The sequence below is a fragment of the Undibacterium sp. SXout7W genome, from assembly GCF_049339385.1.
In the GTDB taxonomy this organism is placed as follows: domain Bacteria; phylum Pseudomonadota; class Gammaproteobacteria; order Burkholderiales; family Burkholderiaceae_D; genus Undibacterium.
In genome coordinates this window covers 92412-110423 of sequence record NZ_JBMPPF010000005.1, presented here as the reverse complement: position 1 = coordinate 110423, position 18012 = coordinate 92412, and the positions used below count along the sequence as shown (strand labels likewise).

Here is an 18012-nt window from a genome sequence, read left to right as displayed (position 1 = left end):
ATACTTCATAAGTTCAGTGGAAACAGTGCATCAAGACATTAGAATATCGCACAAACAAATGACACCTGTATCACGAATGCAAAATTCTTCTCTGCCTGCAGAAACTATTTCCTCACTATCACCATTTGAGACAACCATTGTCAAAATAATGGTTGTATTGTTTGTCGTATTTTCACTGTTGCCATATGGAATTTCCTGGGATTACACAGGAACATCGGCATTGACAATGGAAGGATCGCTCACCACCAAGTTGCAATGGGGGAGTCTTTTTCTTGTTGCAGGAATAATTTTGTATCGACATCTGCCCGTTACACTGGCAGATGTCAGAAGGATCAACCCATTTCTGGCGTTGATTTTAATTTGGTGTGTGTTGTCCAGCGTATGGTCTCCGCTGCCAGGCGTCACGTTCAAACGAGCCATCCAACTATACGGCATTGTGATGATCGGTCTCAGCATACAAATGGCGGACAGACCCTTACATTTGCTGGTGAATTATCTGCTCTATACTCTGATGTGCATACTAGGGCTATCACTGTTTATGTCGGTAGCAGTACCCAGCGTTGGGATTGACTATCAGTTAGGTGGGGCATGGCGTGGCGCGCTGTCGCAAAAAAATGAGTTAGGGCAAGTAGCTGCAATGTCCGTTTTACTTTGGCAAGTAAAGGCACAGATTGAAAAAGTGAACATTAAATTACTGCTTTTTGCGATGCTGTTCAGCTTTTTTATGTTGGTGATGAGTAAAAGTTCTACCAGTATGATCATCACGATCTTCACCAGCGGCACATTTCATTTACTCAGAAAGCGCCGTTTGAATTCTGATTATTCGTTCACACGCGTCTTTCTCAGTTTGTTTTGCCTGATATTGCTCGCCACTTACATCTTCTTTGTACAAGAATCCCGTTTTCCTACCTGGTCAGAAATATCGTCACCGATTGCAGGCATTTTTGGAAAAGGTTCTGATCTGACAGGACGTACCGATATCTGGGAGCTGGTCATACTGGAAATACATAAACATCTGATATTCGGGCTTGGCTACGGCGCATTCTGGCTTGGCCCCGACAGCCTCTCTCAATTCGTGATTGATGCCCTCAACTGGGTGCCATTACAGTCCCATAACGGTTATCTGGATATACTCAATGAACAAGGAATCATTGGGTTGGTGCTGTGTATCCTGACGCTCTTAACGCAAGCAAGAAAGCTGATCCTTTTATCGCACAAAGACCGTCCTCAAGCGGCATTCTGGACCGCGATGTTATTGGTTGTTATCGTCACTAACTTTACTGAAAGCAGCCTTTTCAGGGGATTCGGCTTCCAGAATGTTTTCTTTATTTTTTCTTTGCTGGCAGTCACGTCGGCGTCACGAAGATTAAGCACACCTCACATCACCTGAATTACTTTACATCTATAAGTGAAACAGCCTGATCACGCAATTAATGTAAATATTGCCTACCCAATTTCAGCATCGGCTGCTCAACAAATCGATACGACAAGTGCGCCAATACAAACGATAAAAACAACATCAATCCTATCCTGAAATATAAACCCAAGTCTGGCAACCACATCGTGATCACACCAAATACCAGCCAATGATAAAGATAAAGCGAATAACTGATCTTACCTATGTACACAAAAAAACGGTGACTCAGTATCTGGCTTGCAAATGTCGGCGTCAATACCAGATAACAAAATAAACACGTCAATGCAATGCCCTGAATTGAATACCGGAACGTTTCACGAAATTCTTCGTTCCTGTATAAAAGCGAGAACAACATCAATACCACTCCGGTTAGCACCGTTCTTTTCTGGCTTAACCAAGCAAAACTAGCCGGTACTCTGGCAAGAAGAAATGACAGACATACGCCATAGACGATAGAGTCCGCTCGGGTATCCGTTGCTTTGTAAATTCGGTAATGTGGCAGATGCTCAAGACCGACGCCATACGCCAGATAAACACGCCACATCAGCGCTATCAGCAAGATAGAAATTGAAATAAGAAAAAATCTCTTGGGAATGGCGATCACGGTCAAAAAGAAAAATGGAAAGAGCATATAAAAATGTTCCTCCACAGCTAACGACCACGTAATAGATAACGGAGGTGGTAGCGCATCACCACTAAAGCCAATAAAAATGCCGTAATAATTGGCGTAGTAAAAAAAAACCGACAGCAATTCCACCCAACGCCACTGAACGCCAGCAACCATCATGACTGCCAGTGACAGTAAAACAAAAACTACCAATGCCGGCATTAAACGAAAGAAGCGGCGGATATAAAATTTCTTAATACTGATAGTGCCGGTGGAATCCCATTCCTCAATCATTAAACGGGTAATGATAAAGCCACTGATAAAGAAAAAAATGGTAACACCCAAGCCACCTGGAATAATATGACCAAGCCATGCATGTGAGAACAACACCAGCAGAATTGACACGGCTCTGAGCCCGTCTAGAGCTAATACTCTTTGTTGAGACGTCACACTCATACCGTTGACCACACCATGTTATCTAAGGAGTTAAAGACCATATGCTTCTTGAAATTTACCGCGAAAATGATTGAGTTTCCCCAACTGAGATACGCATGTTCTTAACCAGTGAAAAGCTTTTAACGGAGAAAAGAGAACACATATCAGCGCCAGAATAAACGCAACGCCCATTTGCGCTATTGCCTTGAATGATAAAAATAAGGCACGCCTGCGACGATGAGCCGGATCAGATGTCTCCAGTTCCGTTCGCATGAATAATTGTCCCGTTCTGAACGAACGCTGCAACAACCAGAATGCAGTAGCACGTTCAAGAGGAACATATTCATAGACTGGTGCTTCATCGCACCAAATCATTTTTGCGCCACTCGCTGCCATCTGACGAAACAACATGGAATCTTCTCCACCACTACGCCCATAGGCAGGATCAAAGGGCCCCTCAGCACCAGAAAAAATGCTATCCAACACTGAGCGCCGAACCAACACATTGCCACTACGCGCGTCTTTGTGACCAATGGTTGTGCCACTTGGTAAGCGTCTGCGATCGAAATACTTTCCCTTCTTGATCCATGCAGGCGTGTTATCAGCATACTCTGGCAACACAGGAGCAAATACGACATCAGCAGCTTGTTTATGCTGCTGATGAAATAGCTGTTTCAGCCAATCACTCTGCGGATATTCGTCGTCATCCACCATCACAATCCACTTACCCGTTGCCAACCCAATCGCGGCATTACGTGCAAGCGAAATATTCGGTTGAGCTAATGAGGCGAATGTCAGTCGATCGCCGTAGATTGTTTGCATGTCCGACAATACCTGTGCGGCAGAATGTTGTGGATCATTATCAATCACCACAACCTGAACCGACATTGAAGTCTCTTCTTGCGCATGAATTGCGATCAGCAAACGTCGCAGTAATTCAGGACGTCTGAAAGTACAAATACAAATACTGACATCAGACATGGGATTTATTTTTGGAAGAGCCTGTTAATTTCAATATCCAACGTGCTAACCAAACAGGCATACCATATGGGTGAGAGACATCCGGCACGTTACGAGCATCATATGCGTTAAAAATTGTCCCAAGGATATTGACGCCAGCAGCCTGCATATCGCTTTTTGTTTGTTTGACATCGTCCAACAGCGTAGCGTCTTTTTTTGCAATCAATAATGCATTTCCAATCTGATGCGCCACCATCTGAGCATCAGAGGCACCTGAAGCAGCATACGTGTCAATCACAAAAGCATCAAACTGCTCCGAACATGCCAACAATAACTGTTCAATTCGAGGTGCGCGTAAAATTTCCAGAGGATTCGGAGGTCTTGGCCCTGCTGGAAGGATAAATAAATTTGGCATCAGCTGAATCAAAGCATCTGAAAATGGAATACGCCCCGCCAACACAGATGACAATCCATCAGGAGCGCCAAGGGAAAAATATTGATGCAAACCACCTGCTCTCAAGTCTGCATCAATCAACAAGGTTCTTTTTCCTACTTGCGATAAAGCAATCGCCAGACTTGCTGCCATATAACTTTTGCCATCACCTTGTGCCGCACTGATGATAGCAATCCTGATTTTTTCCTGGTCATGAAATTTCAACAGCAATTCGCTGCGCAAACCACGAATTTCCTCCGCTTCAACGGAGAAAGGGAAATGTAAAAATTTAAGTGAAGAATCTGCATAACCATTCAGCAGGTTTTTACTGGAATAACCAAATTGTTCACCCAGTGCCTGATCAATTTGCTCCTGGCTCAGCAAGCCAAGGCTGAGAGCTGCATCACCAAAACGAAGTTTTTTCTCTTTTTGTTCCCTGGCGATTTCTTCGATCTGCTGAACCGTCAACACACCCTTTTGCAGAAAAAGTTCGCCCAGACGACCAATCTTAAGCATGTCAGGAGAAGATATGTCAGTAACCGGCATTTGAGGTCCTTCCTGGCTTCATCCCAGCTTTCATTTCACGCTTCATCTTCTGCTCGACAAAACCAATTTTTGCCATCACCGGGACATCGAATTCACGCTCAAGGTCTTCAAGACAACGTATTTTTCTGTTCATGAGCTCTAATAAAAATGCAACACTGAAGCCAAACGATAGGCCTGCGATCAATCCAAAAATAAGATTTGTACGCAGTAAGGGCTTTGCATGCTTTTCGGGCAATTCAGCCCATTGCATGACAGTCGCATTCGAAACGACTACATTGCTGGTCATCAGCAATTCATCAAATTTCTGGATCGCCGCATTATAAATTTTCTGAACACTATCCAGTTGCCTCTGGTATGAACTGATCACATCTCTGTGTTTTTTATTTTCAAACGTTTTTTTCTGATAAATTGCCAACTCATTCTCTATCGCTTTTTCTTGCTGAGAAAGCCGTGATTCAACTGAATTTATTGATTCCAATGCAGTGGCAGATTCTTTTTCAAGTTTGTCGCTCAGCGCCTGCTGCTCTTCCTGAATTGCAATATACTTTGGGTGCCTTTTACCCAAAGTCGTTTTAACACTCGCTAACTGCGCATCACTTGCAATCAAAGCAGCTTTCAAACCCGATATATGTCCGATATTCGCAATTTCAGGAATATCGGAATCAAGATTCCCTTGCTTGATCAAACCCATCAGCGATTGTCGCTTTGCCTGAGCTTCGACTTTTTGCAATTGAATATCAGTCAAACGTGTGCTGAGTAAATTCATTTGCTTTGATTCACGATCAGCCCGCTCATCCACATCGACAATTTGAAATTCCTGCTGATAGGCAGTCAGTTTTTTCTGCAACTCATCCATCTGTTTACTCATGGATTCAAGTTGTCCGTTGTACTGATCACGCCTTGCTCTTGCAGGAGCATTCATCATCTCCAAAGACAATTCAACATAAGCTTTAGCAACTGCGTTCACTACATCTTTTGCGTGCTGGGGATTACTGGACGAATACTCAATACCAATAATGCGACTATTCTTATGTGGGGCGACCTCAACATTTTTCGCGATAATTTCAGCGAGTACTCTTAATCCTCTTTGCTCACCAAATTTTTTAATGAGATTTTTTGCTTCCTGCGTTTCCTGCAAATTCAATGCACTGACCACACGTTCAGCCACTTGAACACCACGAATCACATCAAATTGGGTCTGCAAATAGCTTTCATCTTGCAAAGGGTGAAACTGCCGTCCTCCAATCGGATCATTCATTCGATAATCAATGAAAATATCTGCAACCGCCACATACGTTTTGGGTAACAACATGCTGGCAATCCCGGCAAATACTGTCGCCAACACAGTAATCAGAATAATCAATGTACGCCGGGCGCGGAGCATCGCTCCGATCTGAACAAAAGAGAGTATTAACTCACCAGCAGAAGCTCTCATCTGTACACTCTAAAAAATACGTTCATTAACAAACACAACATCTCCTGGCAGAATCACATCACCGATCCCTGCAGAAATCTCTTTCAATTCTTTACCTTCGATTTTTCTGTAGATGCTGATGCGTCTTAAAGATCCACGCTCCGTTACGCCACCGCCAATCGATAACACACGCATGACATTAAGTTCGTCTTCCATTGGATACATTCCCGGCTTTCTGACTTCGCCATACACATAAAAATTCTTTTGTGTCGCCACAAAAATAATATCGTTGGGTAGAATTTTTTGTGCGAGTTGATTATTTAATTTGGCGGCTTCCAGATCCAGTTTCGTAGAAATATACTCAATCAACTCATTTTTTTCAGATGAAGAACCGCGTCGCAAAATTTTTACAGTCTTCTCTGCCCTTGGAGAAATTCCACCCGCCATGCTTAACGCATCCAGAACACTCATCTGACCTAGTATAGGAAAGCGACCAGGACGAAGTACTTCACCCATCACAGAAAAATTACGGCTTAATTGCTGCACAAGTTTCACTGACACTTTCGCACTGACCAAATACTGTCCCTGCTCAAGCTTTCTGGAAAACAAAGCAGCCACCTCCACCGGAGATTTCCCTTTCACTTCCATACTACCGACCAACGGCAAAGTAATGACGCCACTCTCACCCACAGTGATGTCTGCTGTCAGATCTGGCTGACCAAACACCGTAATCAGCAACTGATCACCTTCACCTATCAAGTCACTTGTAGGCTCAGTAACATTGCTCTGAGCTTCCGCACTCCCGGTTTGCTGTACTTTATTGTCGATCGGCAATGGAGATAAAGTTGTGTCCAGTTTAAAACTGGTGGCAGGTTCGCTTAACTCTATTTGTGCGAATGCTGTATCAGCACAAAAAAACGTCAATAGCACCATACACAATGAGGCGAGAGCATGCGTCCTATAAAGACGAAGAAATAGCGAAAAATCCATCTATGAGTTATCTGTTTGAGGAATAAGTTTCATTTTATCTTGCAATAGTAAAAATAGTTGCAAATTTTTGTCATAGAGACAAAAACCAAACATAATCCCCTACTCTGATTACACCCTGATAACAATAATTAACTTTTATTTATTTGTTTGTCCATAAAAGCTAAGTTAACATTCGTCTATATATGAGAAAGTGCCATCATCACATCCCCCATCATAAATATGACCAACTCCACTTTAAGCAAAGATATCGCTATTGCTGACAACATAGTTCCTCTCGTGATTATTGCACCTGTTCGTGATGAGGCCGATCTGATTCAACTGACATTAGATTCCATGGTCAGTCAGACAGTAAAACCAATAGAGTGGATCATAGTCGATGACGGTTCCAAAGATGGAACTGCCGACATTGTCAGAGCTTACGCAGAAAAATATCCTTTTATCAGACTGGTTCAACGTCCGGACCGTGGTTTCAGAAAAGTGGGGGGCGGAGTAGTTGCCGCATTTAAGTTTGGCCTGACACAAATTCTTCATCAGGATTATCAATACATCGCCAAACTTGACGGAGACATGTCGTTTGGCCCTCGATACCTGGAACTGATGTTCGAGCAATTTCAAAAAGATAAAAAACTTGCTGCGGTCTCGGGCAAAGTATTTCGCGAGGAAAATGGCGAAAGAGTTGAGGAATATATTATTGATGAGCATGTCGCAGGACAATTCAAACTATACAGAAGAACTGCATTTGAACAAATTGGCGGCTTTGTCGAGGAAGTGTTATGGGATGGCATCGACATTCACACTGCGCGTATGAAAGGCTGGAGAACAGCAAGTTTTTATCATACTGACGCAGTTTTAATGCATCACCGCCTCATGGGGTCTTCTGATAAAAATGTTTACCGTGGGCGCTTACGCTGGGGGCGTGGCATCTGGTTTATGGGCTACCACCCACTGTATGCATTGGCATCAAGCATATTCCGAATGAGAGAGAAGCCGCTGATTATTGGCGGAATATTGATTTTTGCTGGCTATCTTGGTGCTGCGATAAAACAAGCACCTCGTTATGACAACCCAGAATTCCGACAGTATCTGCAAACATGGCAATTATCTCAAATAAAAAAGCTTTTTTTTAAAAAAGCCAAATAAGATGCATAAACCTGCCGCACCGCTCATGAGTCTTTTGCTCAATCATTCTTTTTATATCGGCTTCCATGTTTAATTCGTCACCTGACAATGCCTCCAGGCCAGCACAATTACTGGCCGTACTGACAGGCATCGCCTTTGGCGCCATTGTATATTTCACGCTGTTCTTGATCATCGTCTATTCTGAAAAGGCCAATGCAGATGCTTTTGGCGTCAGGATGCTGATCGCATTTTTGACCAGCATCATCGTTTTTTCCAGTCATGAGCTTTTAAATTCACTGCAAAAAAAACGGATATTTGCACTATTCCCGACTTTGACCGGACGCTGGTTTATTGTTTTCATGGTGGTATTACTAACGGCATATGTAGATAAAGAATCAGAACAATTGTCCCGACAGGTCATGCTTATCTGGCTACTTGTAACGCCATTTAATCTGATGCTGACCGCCTTTGTTATACGAAGGATGGCGATTATTTATTATTCAAAACCTTCGCGCCGCCGTAAAGCGGTATTAATTTGGTCTAACTCAGCCTGTGCCGAAATGATTGACTCTCTTCGTATGAGTCCTCTGGCAGCCATTGATGTCATCGGATTTTTTGACAACAGGAGTGACTCTCGCCCACCAAGCAATTTGAATAAACTCGGTGAGTTAAGCGATGCAGCAAACTGGATCGTCGACCCGCTGACTGGTCGCGTGAATGTTGATGTCGTGTTTATTGGGCTCAATACAAAAGAGCCGCCTGAATTAGCAGAAATTATCTCCATTTTGTATGACAGCACAGCAACTACCTACTTCGTTCCTGAATCACTGATTTTTGGCATGCCGGGTATTCAGTTGCGCGAATTAGCAGGCAAGCCCGTACTCGCATCAACCGAAACGCCTTTCATCGGACTGGCAGCGTTACCAAAAAGAATATTGGACTTGATTGGCGCCACTGCAGGCTTGATTCTTTTGTCTCCCGTCATGCTTATCGTTGCATTGGGTGTCAAATTAAGTTCGCCCGGTTCCATTTTTTTCAAACAAAAAAGATATGGCATTGCAGGTAAGCCAATCAATGTTTATAAATTTCGGAGCATGAAACAAGACAAACATTCTGGCCCTGTGATACAAGCAAAAGCAGGTGATCCGCGAATTACCAAATTTGGTCGCTTTTTAAGAAAAACATCTTTGGATGAACTGCCTCAGTTATTCAATGTTCTTAAAGGCGACATGAGTTTAGTAGGGCCTCGCCCACATGCTGTAGAGCACAATGAACTCTATAGAAAACTAGTCAATGGTTACATGTTCCGGCATAAAATCAAACCAGGCATTACAGGATGGGCACAGGTTAACGGACTAAGAGGAGAAACGGAAACTCTGGAAAAAATGCAAGCAAGGATAGATTACGATCTTTATTATCTGCGCAACTGGTCCGTCTGGCTGGATATTGTCATTATCTGGCGCACTGTGAAAGTGTTATTTGGAGATAAAAATGCCTATTAAACTGTCTGACACATCGGTCAGCGAATAAGCTGACCAATAGGCTTAACAGGTTTAAAAGGTCATAAGACATAAATTATTTTATGCCTTGTTTAATCTTCTTCATACAGCGACCAATTGCAGAAACTTTGATACTCTGCTTAGATCGAAACAAAAATGACTGCGCTGAACTTAAAATAGATGGCGAAGAAATTGCGCCTTCGCAAAGAGGAATCGCATCATTGGCAAAACGCATCTTATACGCTTGCTCCCCGCGACCAAGATCAATTTTAGTGATTCCATACTCATGCGCTGCCTGGCCGCATTGCGCCAATAAAATCAAACCTGGAGAATACTCAGCAAAAGTAGTGCTGTACCAGGGAAACCAGTAATGCAGGGTATTATGAGAACGCATGCCAAAGTGTGCCGCGATCAATTCGTCCCCTGCATACAATGTAGACAACATACCGGCAAAATGAGGTGCCTGCAATCTTCTGATTTCATTGAGCATTTGTCGCACCCAAGCCATCGCAAAAATATCATGGTCGGCGCCGACGGTCCGAATAAATTGCTCAGACTTACCATGCAATAACGCTAAATAACTTTTCTCGCTCGTGTCATGCATCACAAAACGAAGAGACCCCACTTTTTTTTGCAGTTTGCGTTCATTCGTTTTTGTTTTTTTCAATAGCGATGCATCCCGGCGTTCTGTTAAATCTTGGCTATAAGCATCAAATCCTCCGGATAAATTCATCAGTAGCGAACGACTTTCTGTCCACGCATGCGCCGAAAATATCTTTTGTTGAAGCGGCATATGGTTGAAACCATAGTGCCGAACTTTCATGGCGCGTAACATATCTGTTAAGGGCCACTGAAAATCAGGAATATGTACAGGACCTTGATAATCAGATAAAAACTGACCGACAGCGTCAGCCTGAAAATTATTGCGTCGATGAAAAGGTAAAAAACCAACAATACGGCTTCCATCTTCGCACACCAGTAACCGACTCTCCTCCCTGCACTGCGCTGCGATCAGAGAATATTCAGGCTGGTAATACGGACTATCATATATGGCAGACATGCAGGCGATTTCCCGCCATCTTGTACGCAAAGAATCATCCAACTCGTTCGCATGAATCAGACTGAATTTCATTTGCCGTCTCTCATCCTGAAAAAATTATCCTGCAAAGACTCTTGAAGGCCGTTTCCTATCACCCTGTCAACCATAAGCGATAAACGATCCCCTTTCTTTGCATCAAACACAAATAAACGATACACATCAGCCAGCATCAATAAACAGGGATTGGCAATCAGCGTCCAATACTCCTCTCCTTCGTTATTTTTTTTCCACCACGCACTAGTAAATGCTGGTTGGCGATCACTGACCAGAACACGTGCAACCCAGCCTGCATCAGCCATACGCTCCAGCAGTCCATCAATTTCGTCAAAACCAAACAGAGTCTTATTTCTGATCGCAGCAACGCTGACAGCCCCTCCGTCACTTGAAGTCCGAGCCTCAATCATAACGCCCAACACATGAACGGAATCTTCAAATTCACTCCCCGGCCGCGGGACATGCCACCAACGCTCATACTTAATCACAGGCAAAGAGGCTGCAATCACAGCCCCCAATAAGGTAATCAGCCAGGACAGATAAATCCAGACCAGAAAAATAGGCACAGCAGCTAATGCACCATATACGATCGTATACGTCGGAAAATGCGTCACAAAAATTGCAAAAAAACGCTTGGCAACTTCAAACGCTATTGCCGCAAAAACGCCTCCCCATGCAGCGTCACGCCAATCAATCGTGCGATTTGGCACGGCCAGATACAAAAGCGTAAAAGCAGAAGTTGTAAACATCAGTGAAATCGACGTGTAAAAAACCACACCGATGAAAGGTACAGATCCCACTACACCGCTAGTTGCGGTAAATAAATACGAAGTAATAGAAATAGAAGCGCCAACCAACAATGGCCCAAGAGTCACGATCGCCCAATAAACCAATATTCTCTGTAACACAGGCCTGGAACGTTTGACATGCCATATCTGATTAAACGAACGATCTATCATTGCCATCGTCGCTACAGCAGTGACCATCAATGCACCACCACCAACGGCGGACAAGCGCGTCGCCTTGGTCGCAAACTGAGTCAGGTAACCAAGTATGGTGTTAGAAATGCCTTTCGGCATCAAGTTTTGAATAAAATACGCTTCCAGTGAAGTCCGAAAAGTATTAAATAAAGGGAAAGCCGTGAAAATGGCTAGTGCAACTGTCAGGATAGGAACCAATGCCAACACCGTTGTAAACGTCAGGCTACCTGCCACTTGTGGCAATTTGCCTTCTTTCAAACGTTGCAATGCAAACTTGAACAGATTCCGTATTTGTTTCCACGACAGCACACGCATAAATTAAATCTAAAATAGAAGAACCTCTATTTTACGAGAGTGCCGTCAGAAAGCCTCATATAATATCGATCATGAATACAAACCAAGTCACTATTCTCGTTTTATATTACTCACGTCACGGTAATACAAAAAAACTGGCCGAACATATTGCACAAGGAATAGAGGCTGTTGCAGGCTGCGATGCACGTTTGCGCACCGTTCCGGCAATCTCCAGCAATATCACAGCATCAGAACCGGAAATTCCAGAAGACGGGCCACCTTATGTGGAATTATCAGACCTTGCAGATTGCGCCGGCTTAGCACTGGGCTCACCCACCCGCTTTGGTAATATGGCCGCAGCCATGAAATATTTTCTGGATGGCACCGCCGCGGACTGGCTATCAGGTACATTAATCGGAAAACCTGCATGTGTTTTCACCTCAACCGGTAGCATGCACGGCGGTCAGGAATCGACATTACTCAGCATGATGCTCCCTCTGATGCACCACGGCATGTTGTTGATGGGTCTTCCTTATTCGCACCCAGAATTAATGACAACGTCAACCGGGGGGAGCCCCTATGGAGCAACGCACTGGTCCGGTGTTGACGGGCGACAAACAATATCGGAAGACAGCAAAAAATTAGCCTTCGAATTAGGTAAAAGACTTGCTCAGACAGCACAAAAATTACATGCAACAAGATAACTCGACACATAATACCCACTACCATCTAATGGCTTGCATCAGCCTGATTGCGTTGATTGCGCTCTGTCTATGCTGGGAAGTGTTGATCGCTCCGTTACGGCCAGGAGGCTCGTGGATGGCATTGAAAGCAATACCCTTGCTGCTCCCCTTACGTGGAATCATAAGAAAAGACAATTACACGTTGCAATGGTCTTCCATGTTGATCTGGTTGTATTTCATCGAAGGTGTTGTACGTGGTGCGAGTGATAGACTTCCTATCTCTTCGTTCATGGGATGGATAGAAACCGGCTTATCGCTTAGTTACTTTCTAGGCGTCATTCTTTACCTGGCACCAATCAAAAAGGCTGCCAAAGCGCGAATAAAAGCCCTGCAACATGAATGAATTCCTTGAATCATGCAGACACCTTATTGGTGAACAATACGTTCTGACACTCTCAGAGGATATCAGCACGTTTCTCACTGATTGGCGACAACGGGCATCTGGCAAAGCATTAGCGGTTCTGCTGCCAGCATCAACGTCAGAGGTCGCTGCACTCGTACGTCTCTGTAAACAATTTGCTGTGCCTATCGTTCCGCAAGGGGGAAATACTGGCTTGGTTTTAGGTAGCATACCAGACTCATCAGGCAATGCCGTTCTGATGTCATTACGCAGATTAAATCTTGTACGCGACATTGACCATGCCAACAATACCATTACAGTAGAAGCTGGCTGCCTGCTTCAGCAGGTACAGCAGGCAGCATCAAACGCGAATCGCTTATACCCGCTGTCGCTTGCGTCTGAAGGAAGCTGTACTGTTGGCGGCAACTTATCAACTAACGCCGGAGGAACAGCCGTATTGCGTTACGGCAATGCACGTGAGTTATGCCTTGGTATTGAAGTTGTCACAGCAAGCGGTGATATATGGGATGGATTACGAGGATTGCGCAAAGACAACACTGGATACGACTTACGAGATTTGTTTATCGGCGCGGAAGGTACACTTGGCATCATTACTGCTGCAGTATTAAAACTCTACCCTGAACCCAAAGCAAAAATCACTGCGTTTGTCAGCCTAAGCACTCCGGATGCTGCACTTCAACTACTCTCACTCACACAAGAAAAATTAGGATCAACGCTGACATGTTTCGAATTAATGTCGCACGCTTGCCTGCAACTGGTCTCCAAACATTTCACTCAATGCACCTCCCCTTTTGCATCACCAGATGCTCAATATGTATTACTTGAATTATCTGATCACGAGTCCGAAGATCACGCAGCAAAGTTAATGGAACAAGTGCTGAAATCTGCATTAGAAAAAAATTACATCAACGATGCCGTGATCGCGACATCGCTGGCGCAGGCAAGCGCACTATGGAGTTTAAGAGAGAACATTTCTGCAGCGCAGGCAACAGAAGGCAAAAATATCAAACACGATATATCCGTACCAGTCTCTCAGATTCCGGCATTTATCGCAGACACAGATGATCTGCTACAAAGAGATTTTAATGGCTGCAGAATAGTCTGTTTCGGACATATGGGCGACGGCAATTTGCATTACAACGTCTCGCCACCGACCGACATGAGCGACATACAATTTCTTGAACATCAAACTGCCATTAACCGTATCGTACATGACAACGTACATCGTTTTCATGGCTCCATTTCTGCTGAACATGGATTAGGCGCATTAAAACGCGATGAAATCAAACGCTATAAATCCGCAATTGAATTGGATTTAATGCGCACACTAAAGCACGCACTGGACCCTGGAAACTTAATGAACCCCGGCAAACTTATCTAAGCATATCTTTAAGAAAAGATACATCATGAATCAGTTTCTCACTCATAGCTTTGTACTAGCCATGGCGATAGCACCCATCGCGCATGCAGAAATATATCAATGTGAGGAAAATGGGAAAATAAGTTATAGCCAAACTGCCTGCAAAACTGGCAGCAAGGAAACTCAACGACAATTCAGCGTCGAGAACAACAGCAATCCTGGCTATGGCAAAATTGCAGAACAATTAAAAAAAGATAAAGCAGAGTCAAAGCAGCTGACAGATAAGCGTCACAAAGAAGAAGTAAAATACGAAAAAGAAGTAAAACAAATCACGTTAAAAGCAGAAAAGAAAAAGGAGAAATGTGATTATCTGCAAATGCAAGTCAAGTGGGCAGCGGAAAATCTTGAGAACGCATCACCAAAGACACAAAGTCAAGCACGTACAAAGCTGAAAAGAGCAAAAGAAAAAGCTGAGTTTTTCTGCAAATAAACATAATGCTATTTCAACCAAGAAAATGATTAAGCACTAGCATTGCATTGGAAGTGAGATATGAGGAGAAATACGAAGTGGCCTGTCCAGCACGAATCGAACGTGCGACCCCGAGCTTAGAAGGTACGGGTTCCACCAATATTCAATGATATATGCAGATTGCTTGTTATATCCCAACCCTTTGATTTTATTGAATTTTCCATCTCCCAACTCTACTCTGTTGTTACTCCAATTATTTCGGAGTATTCCCATTCGGTAGCACAACGGTAGAACGAAAATGACAAATAATAGAATCAACTTTACAAAAGCAACACTCAATTCAATTGAACCACCAACATCCCAGCAAAGGATTTATTTCAGCGACCAACAGTCAAGGGGACTACGACTCGATATTTTAGCCAGCGGCACAAAATCGTTCCAAGTGTACCGAAAGGTCAACGGCAAACCCAAAAGAATCGTGTTGGGCAGATTTGACGCAAGCATTCCAGACTCTAGAACTTTCCCCGCAAATCAAGACCATCTCACAATGATTGGAAATTCAGCCGGTCTGAATGTCGGCATGGCCAGAAAATTGTGCGATGCTGTGAATGCCGCCCTTGATCGTGGCGAAGACCCTTTAGCAACTGCAAATGAACGACGCCGTGTAATCAGGGAAGAATTGACCCTTGGCGGTGCATTTCAAGAATATTACGCCAAACACCTGTTAGTACAGGGAAAAGCAAGTCATTTGCGCATCAAGGATGACTTCTGCCGCTATTTAGGCAAGGCGAGTACAGACCCAAGAAAGCCAAGAGGCAAAGCGAAATCTAAAGCCCAGGGTTCCGTCAATTGGGAAAACCGTCCACTTTCCAACATAAGTCAAACCGATATTCGGGGATTAATGGCCTCTATCAAGCAAGAAATTGGGAAACGAACCGCAAATCGCGTTCTCTCTATCATTTCTGCCATATATAACAAGGTCATCACTTGGGAGCAATACAAAGGCGAAAATCCATGCGCTAGAGTTGAGAAATTCCCGGAGAATAGCAGAGACCGTTTTCTCGCATCAGCAGAAATCCCAAAGCTCTTAAACGCACTGAATGCTTTGACAGACATTGATTTTAAACATTTTGTGTTGTTGTCCCTGTTTACCGCATGTCGCCAATCCAACGTACTGGGAATGCGCTGGGCTGATATTAACTATGACGCATCAATACTGACAATTCAGAAAGAAGTCTCAAAAAATGGCACACAGATGACAATACCGCTTACAGGGTTTGCCTTGGAAGTCTTATCAGAACGTAAAAAGACTATGAATTCTGACAGCCCATTTGTTTTTCCTGCAAAAAGCGCATCTGGACACATGACGCCTCCTAAAAAACGGTGGAAGCAATTGCTTGCGCAAGCAGGTATTGAGGATTTGCGCATGCACGATTTAAGGCGCTCATTGGCTAGTTGGGCAGCAATGTCAGGAACAAGCTTGCCTATCATTGGAAAAATGCTGGGCCATAATAGTGCACAAGCAACAGAAATTTACGCCCGCCTTCAGGCTGATCCTGTAAAAAATGCCATGCAGACTGCCACCAAAGCAATGTTGGATACCATGTTGCAGACTTATACAGTGAAGGCTGAAGCTTAAGCTAACCCTAAACGCAAAAGACTATTCATGACAGCTAAATTTTCCGACGCGACAGACCAAGACCTCGAATGGTTTGATCTTGAGAACTATCACCCTCTGGAGTCGGCAAGTTTAGCGACTTGGAGCACGCTTATCCGAGATCGTGTCATGCTAACTCACGCAATCAATAGCAGTAAAAATCCACATACGTCGGACTATGAATACTTTAGGCAGTATTGCCTGGAACAATTCGACAAGATAAAGAAAGATCCTCTAACACCCCTTGGATTCACGAAACGCATTCTTTCGGTCGAAAGCGAAACCAATACCAAGACTGTTAATTCCATATCGACCAAACGACTGCGATTTTTAGCCAATTCAATAGAAATAGAAGTCGATGAGAAAACTATCGCCGATCTTCAGTTACAAAAATCAGAAAACTATCCTTTGAGCCAATATGCTCATGTAATGGTTAATTTACACGCATCTAGCGAAGATATAAAAAGGGATTTTGCAATCTGGCTCAAAAAATACAGAAAGATGCACTCCACTACGCCAAGCGATGACCATCGCAATAAAACAAAAATATGGTACAAAAACAAAGTTTTGCAGTGCAAAGATTTGTTGTTATTTGAGGCAATCACGGATAAACGAGTAATTTGGACAAGAATCATAGCCATGATTGACGTTGACGACCAAGTGCTGTCGAAGGCAAATCAGGACCATAACCGAATAAAAAATTTACGCCAACAAATAGATCAAATATTTCAGGATGAGATTTGCGACATCTTGGACAATGCCCAAAATTAATATTTTCCACAATAAAATCAAAGGGGCAAAATTCTTTGCTACATTTTTGCCCCAAACAATAAAATCGATTTTGCAATAATTTGCTCCACGCCGGTATTTCCCGGTAGATGGAGAAAATTATGCTCACCATTTCAAGCAATACCTTCAACGCCCCATCTCTCAATACTCCATTATCAAGCATCGTGAGCCCGCTTCTTTGCAGGAAGGAGGCTGCACGATATTTGGGTATAGCCACGCAAACACTTGCTCAATGGGCCTGTAATCGAAGAGTTCCAATTCAATTCGTCAAAATTGGCAGGAAAGCTATGTATAAAAAGGCAGATCTAGACGATCTGATAGAGGCCAATCTAATTCATGCATTCGATCAAGTAACTGCGGACGAAAGTTAAACAACCGGGCGCAATGGAAAACATCAATTGGACTAGGTCAAAACAAAAACCTGCTCTCGACATTGAGAGAAAGGAACGTTCAGTGTCGGTCTTTAAAATTTTTTTAAAGACTCAAAAACACCAAAAACGGAGGTTAACATAAATTAAAGCGGTGAGGAAAAATTCACGCTCTTTTACCTTAAAAGGATCGAAATTATGAAGAATCAAGAAGTAATTAGGAAGGCAATATTCAATATGGGAGGCACCAAGATTGCAGCTAGCAGCTTGCGTGTGTCACCCAGCACGATTGGAAAATGGACTCGAAATGGAGTCATACCCAATCTAGAAAAAGCTCGATTAGTAGCGAAGCAAAGCGGCTTTAAATTAAACACACTTCGTCCACCATTTAAGCAATAACTGCAATACCGCAGCAAAAATCACGCTCGCAGAAACCGCTAATTTCTAACGAGCCAAAATAAACCATGAAAGAACAATT

18 protein-coding genes are annotated in these 18012 nt (G+C 43.5%); 11 read left to right on the top strand and 7 right to left on the bottom strand.

From position 1 onward, the window contains the following. Positions 1-76: 76 nt before the first annotated feature. Complete coding sequence (locus tag ACO0LB_RS07005; protein ID WP_423047859.1) at positions 77-1390, top strand: O-antigen ligase family protein; 1314 nt, start codon at positions 77-79, stop codon at positions 1388-1390. A gap of 40 nt (positions 1391-1430) precedes the next feature. Here the strand turns inward: ACO0LB_RS07005 and ACO0LB_RS07000 are convergent, their stop codons facing one another. From ACO0LB_RS07000 to ACO0LB_RS06980, 5 genes are read right to left on the bottom strand one after another with little or no spacing between them, the layout of a single operon-like run. Then, a complete protein-coding gene (locus ACO0LB_RS07000) occupies positions 1431-2480 on the bottom strand; it encodes an acyltransferase family protein (protein ID WP_423047857.1) in 1050 nt (349 codons plus the stop codon). A gap of 30 nt (positions 2481-2510) precedes the next feature. Continuing rightward, positions 2511-3440, bottom strand: a complete 930-nt coding sequence (locus ACO0LB_RS06995; protein ID WP_423047856.1) for a glycosyltransferase — start codon at positions 3438-3440, stop codon at positions 2511-2513. Further along, positions 3433-4398 carry a polysaccharide biosynthesis tyrosine autokinase gene (locus ACO0LB_RS06990; protein ID WP_423047855.1) on the bottom strand — a complete coding sequence of 322 codons (966 nt, stop codon included), beginning with the start codon at positions 4396-4398 and terminating at the stop codon, positions 3433-3435. The genes ACO0LB_RS06995 and ACO0LB_RS06990 overlap by 8 nt, the downstream gene beginning before the upstream one ends. Beyond that, positions 4385-5833, bottom strand: coding sequence for a Wzz/FepE/Etk N-terminal domain-containing protein (locus ACO0LB_RS06985; protein ID WP_423047853.1), 1449 nt, complete (start codon positions 5831-5833; stop codon positions 4385-4387). The genes ACO0LB_RS06990 and ACO0LB_RS06985 overlap by 14 nt, the downstream gene beginning before the upstream one ends. A 9-nt stretch (positions 5834-5842) precedes the next feature. Then, positions 5843-6745, bottom strand: a complete 903-nt coding sequence (locus ACO0LB_RS06980) for an SLBB domain-containing protein (RefSeq protein WP_423047851.1) — start codon at positions 6743-6745, stop codon at positions 5843-5845. Positions 6746-7021: 276 nt separating this feature from the next. On the opposite strand from ACO0LB_RS06980, the gene ACO0LB_RS06975 reads away from it, so the two are divergent. Continuing rightward, positions 7022-7942, top strand: coding sequence for a glycosyltransferase (locus tag ACO0LB_RS06975; RefSeq protein WP_423047849.1), 921 nt, complete (start codon positions 7022-7024; stop codon positions 7940-7942). 65 nt (positions 7943-8007) lie between these two features. After that, on the top strand, positions 8008-9423 hold the full coding sequence (locus tag ACO0LB_RS06970) for an undecaprenyl-phosphate glucose phosphotransferase (RefSeq protein WP_423047847.1): 1416 nt from the start codon (positions 8008-8010) through the stop codon (positions 9421-9423). A gap of 73 nt (positions 9424-9496) precedes the next feature. Here ACO0LB_RS06970 and ACO0LB_RS06965 read toward each other — a convergent pair whose 3' ends face one another. Further along, positions 9497-10522, bottom strand: coding sequence for a GNAT family N-acetyltransferase (locus tag ACO0LB_RS06965; RefSeq protein ID WP_423047845.1), 1026 nt, complete (start codon positions 10520-10522; stop codon positions 9497-9499). 26 nt (positions 10523-10548) lie between these two features. Further along, the gene (locus ACO0LB_RS06960) at positions 10549-11808 is read right to left on the bottom strand and encodes a YihY family inner membrane protein (RefSeq protein ID WP_423047843.1); all 1260 of its coding nucleotides are present in this window, start codon (positions 11806-11808) and stop codon (positions 10549-10551) included. Between the two features lie 71 nt (positions 11809-11879). Here ACO0LB_RS06960 and wrbA point away from each other — a divergent pair, with 71 nt between their 5' ends. The 8 genes from wrbA to ACO0LB_RS06920 all read left to right on the top strand — a co-directional run bounded on the left by wrbA (position 11880) and on the right by ACO0LB_RS06920 (position 17933). Further along, complete coding sequence (wrbA, locus tag ACO0LB_RS06955) at positions 11880-12491, top strand: NAD(P)H:quinone oxidoreductase (RefSeq protein WP_423047841.1); 612 nt, start codon at positions 11880-11882, stop codon at positions 12489-12491. Beyond that, a complete protein-coding gene (locus tag ACO0LB_RS06950) occupies positions 12478-12873 on the top strand; it encodes a DUF2069 domain-containing protein (RefSeq protein WP_423047839.1) in 396 nt (131 codons plus the stop codon). Before wrbA ends, ACO0LB_RS06950 begins: the two co-directional genes overlap by 14 nt. After that, complete coding sequence (locus ACO0LB_RS06945) at positions 12866-14272, top strand: FAD-binding oxidoreductase (RefSeq protein ID WP_423047837.1); 1407 nt, start codon at positions 12866-12868, stop codon at positions 14270-14272. Before ACO0LB_RS06950 ends, ACO0LB_RS06945 begins: the two co-directional genes overlap by 8 nt. Before the next feature lie 25 nt (positions 14273-14297). Then, positions 14298-14741, top strand: coding sequence for a DUF4124 domain-containing protein (locus ACO0LB_RS06940; protein ID WP_423047835.1), 444 nt, complete (start codon positions 14298-14300; stop codon positions 14739-14741). A 277-nt stretch (positions 14742-15018) separates the two neighbouring features. Continuing rightward, on the top strand, positions 15019-16359 hold the full coding sequence (locus tag ACO0LB_RS06935) for a tyrosine-type recombinase/integrase (RefSeq protein WP_423047833.1): 1341 nt from the start codon (positions 15019-15021) through the stop codon (positions 16357-16359). Positions 16360-16386: 27 nt separating this feature from the next. Beyond that, entirely contained in the window at positions 16387-17148 is a 762-nt protein-coding gene (locus ACO0LB_RS06930) for a DUF6387 family protein (RefSeq protein ID WP_423047831.1), read from the top strand. A gap of 107 nt (positions 17149-17255) precedes the next feature. Beyond that, positions 17256-17537, top strand: a complete 282-nt coding sequence (locus ACO0LB_RS06925) for a helix-turn-helix domain-containing protein (protein WP_423047829.1) — start codon at positions 17256-17258, stop codon at positions 17535-17537. Positions 17538-17732: 195 nt separating this feature from the next. Beyond that, complete coding sequence (locus ACO0LB_RS06920) at positions 17733-17933, top strand: hypothetical protein (RefSeq protein WP_423047827.1); 201 nt, start codon at positions 17733-17735, stop codon at positions 17931-17933. Positions 17934-18012 lie beyond the last annotated feature (79 nt).

What these genes read in the sequence shown, in the direction of transcription:
- ACO0LB_RS07005 (WP_423047859.1), top strand. Translation starts at nt 77, where the DNA reads ATGCAAAATTCTTCTCTGCCTGCAGAAACTATTTCCTCACTATCACCA.
- ACO0LB_RS07000 (WP_423047857.1), bottom strand. Translation starts at nt 2,480, where the DNA reads ATGAGTGTGACGTCTCAACAAAGAGTATTAGCTCTAGACGGGCTCAGA.
- ACO0LB_RS06995 (WP_423047856.1), bottom strand. Translation starts at nt 3,440, where the DNA reads ATGTCTGATGTCAGTATTTGTATTTGTACTTTCAGACGTCCTGAATTA.
- ACO0LB_RS06990 (WP_423047855.1), bottom strand. Translation starts at nt 4,398, where the DNA reads ATGCCGGTTACTGACATATCTTCTCCTGACATGCTTAAGATTGGTCGT.
- ACO0LB_RS06985 (WP_423047853.1), bottom strand. Translation starts at nt 5,833, where the DNA reads ATGAGAGCTTCTGCTGGTGAGTTAATACTCTCTTTTGTTCAGATCGGA.
- ACO0LB_RS06980 (WP_423047851.1), bottom strand. Translation starts at nt 6,745, where the DNA reads ATGGTGCTATTGACGTTTTTTTGTGCTGATACAGCATTCGCACAAATA.
- ACO0LB_RS06975 (WP_423047849.1), top strand. Translation starts at nt 7,022, where the DNA reads ATGACCAACTCCACTTTAAGCAAAGATATCGCTATTGCTGACAACATA.
- ACO0LB_RS06970 (WP_423047847.1), top strand. Translation starts at nt 8,008, where the DNA reads ATGTTTAATTCGTCACCTGACAATGCCTCCAGGCCAGCACAATTACTG.
- ACO0LB_RS06960 (WP_423047843.1), bottom strand. Translation starts at nt 11,808, where the DNA reads ATGCGTGTGCTGTCGTGGAAACAAATACGGAATCTGTTCAAGTTTGCA.
- wrbA (WP_423047841.1), top strand. Translation starts at nt 11,880, where the DNA reads ATGAATACAAACCAAGTCACTATTCTCGTTTTATATTACTCACGTCAC.
- ACO0LB_RS06950 (WP_423047839.1), top strand. Translation starts at nt 12,478, where the DNA reads ATGCAACAAGATAACTCGACACATAATACCCACTACCATCTAATGGCT.
- ACO0LB_RS06945 (WP_423047837.1), top strand. Translation starts at nt 12,866, where the DNA reads ATGAATGAATTCCTTGAATCATGCAGACACCTTATTGGTGAACAATAC.
- ACO0LB_RS06940 (WP_423047835.1), top strand. Translation starts at nt 14,298, where the DNA reads ATGAATCAGTTTCTCACTCATAGCTTTGTACTAGCCATGGCGATAGCA.
- ACO0LB_RS06935 (WP_423047833.1), top strand. Translation starts at nt 15,019, where the DNA reads ATGACAAATAATAGAATCAACTTTACAAAAGCAACACTCAATTCAATT.
- ACO0LB_RS06930 (WP_423047831.1), top strand. Translation starts at nt 16,387, where the DNA reads ATGACAGCTAAATTTTCCGACGCGACAGACCAAGACCTCGAATGGTTT.
- ACO0LB_RS06925 (WP_423047829.1), top strand. Translation starts at nt 17,256, where the DNA reads ATGGAGAAAATTATGCTCACCATTTCAAGCAATACCTTCAACGCCCCA.
- ACO0LB_RS06920 (WP_423047827.1), top strand. Translation starts at nt 17,733, where the DNA reads ATGAAGAATCAAGAAGTAATTAGGAAGGCAATATTCAATATGGGAGGC.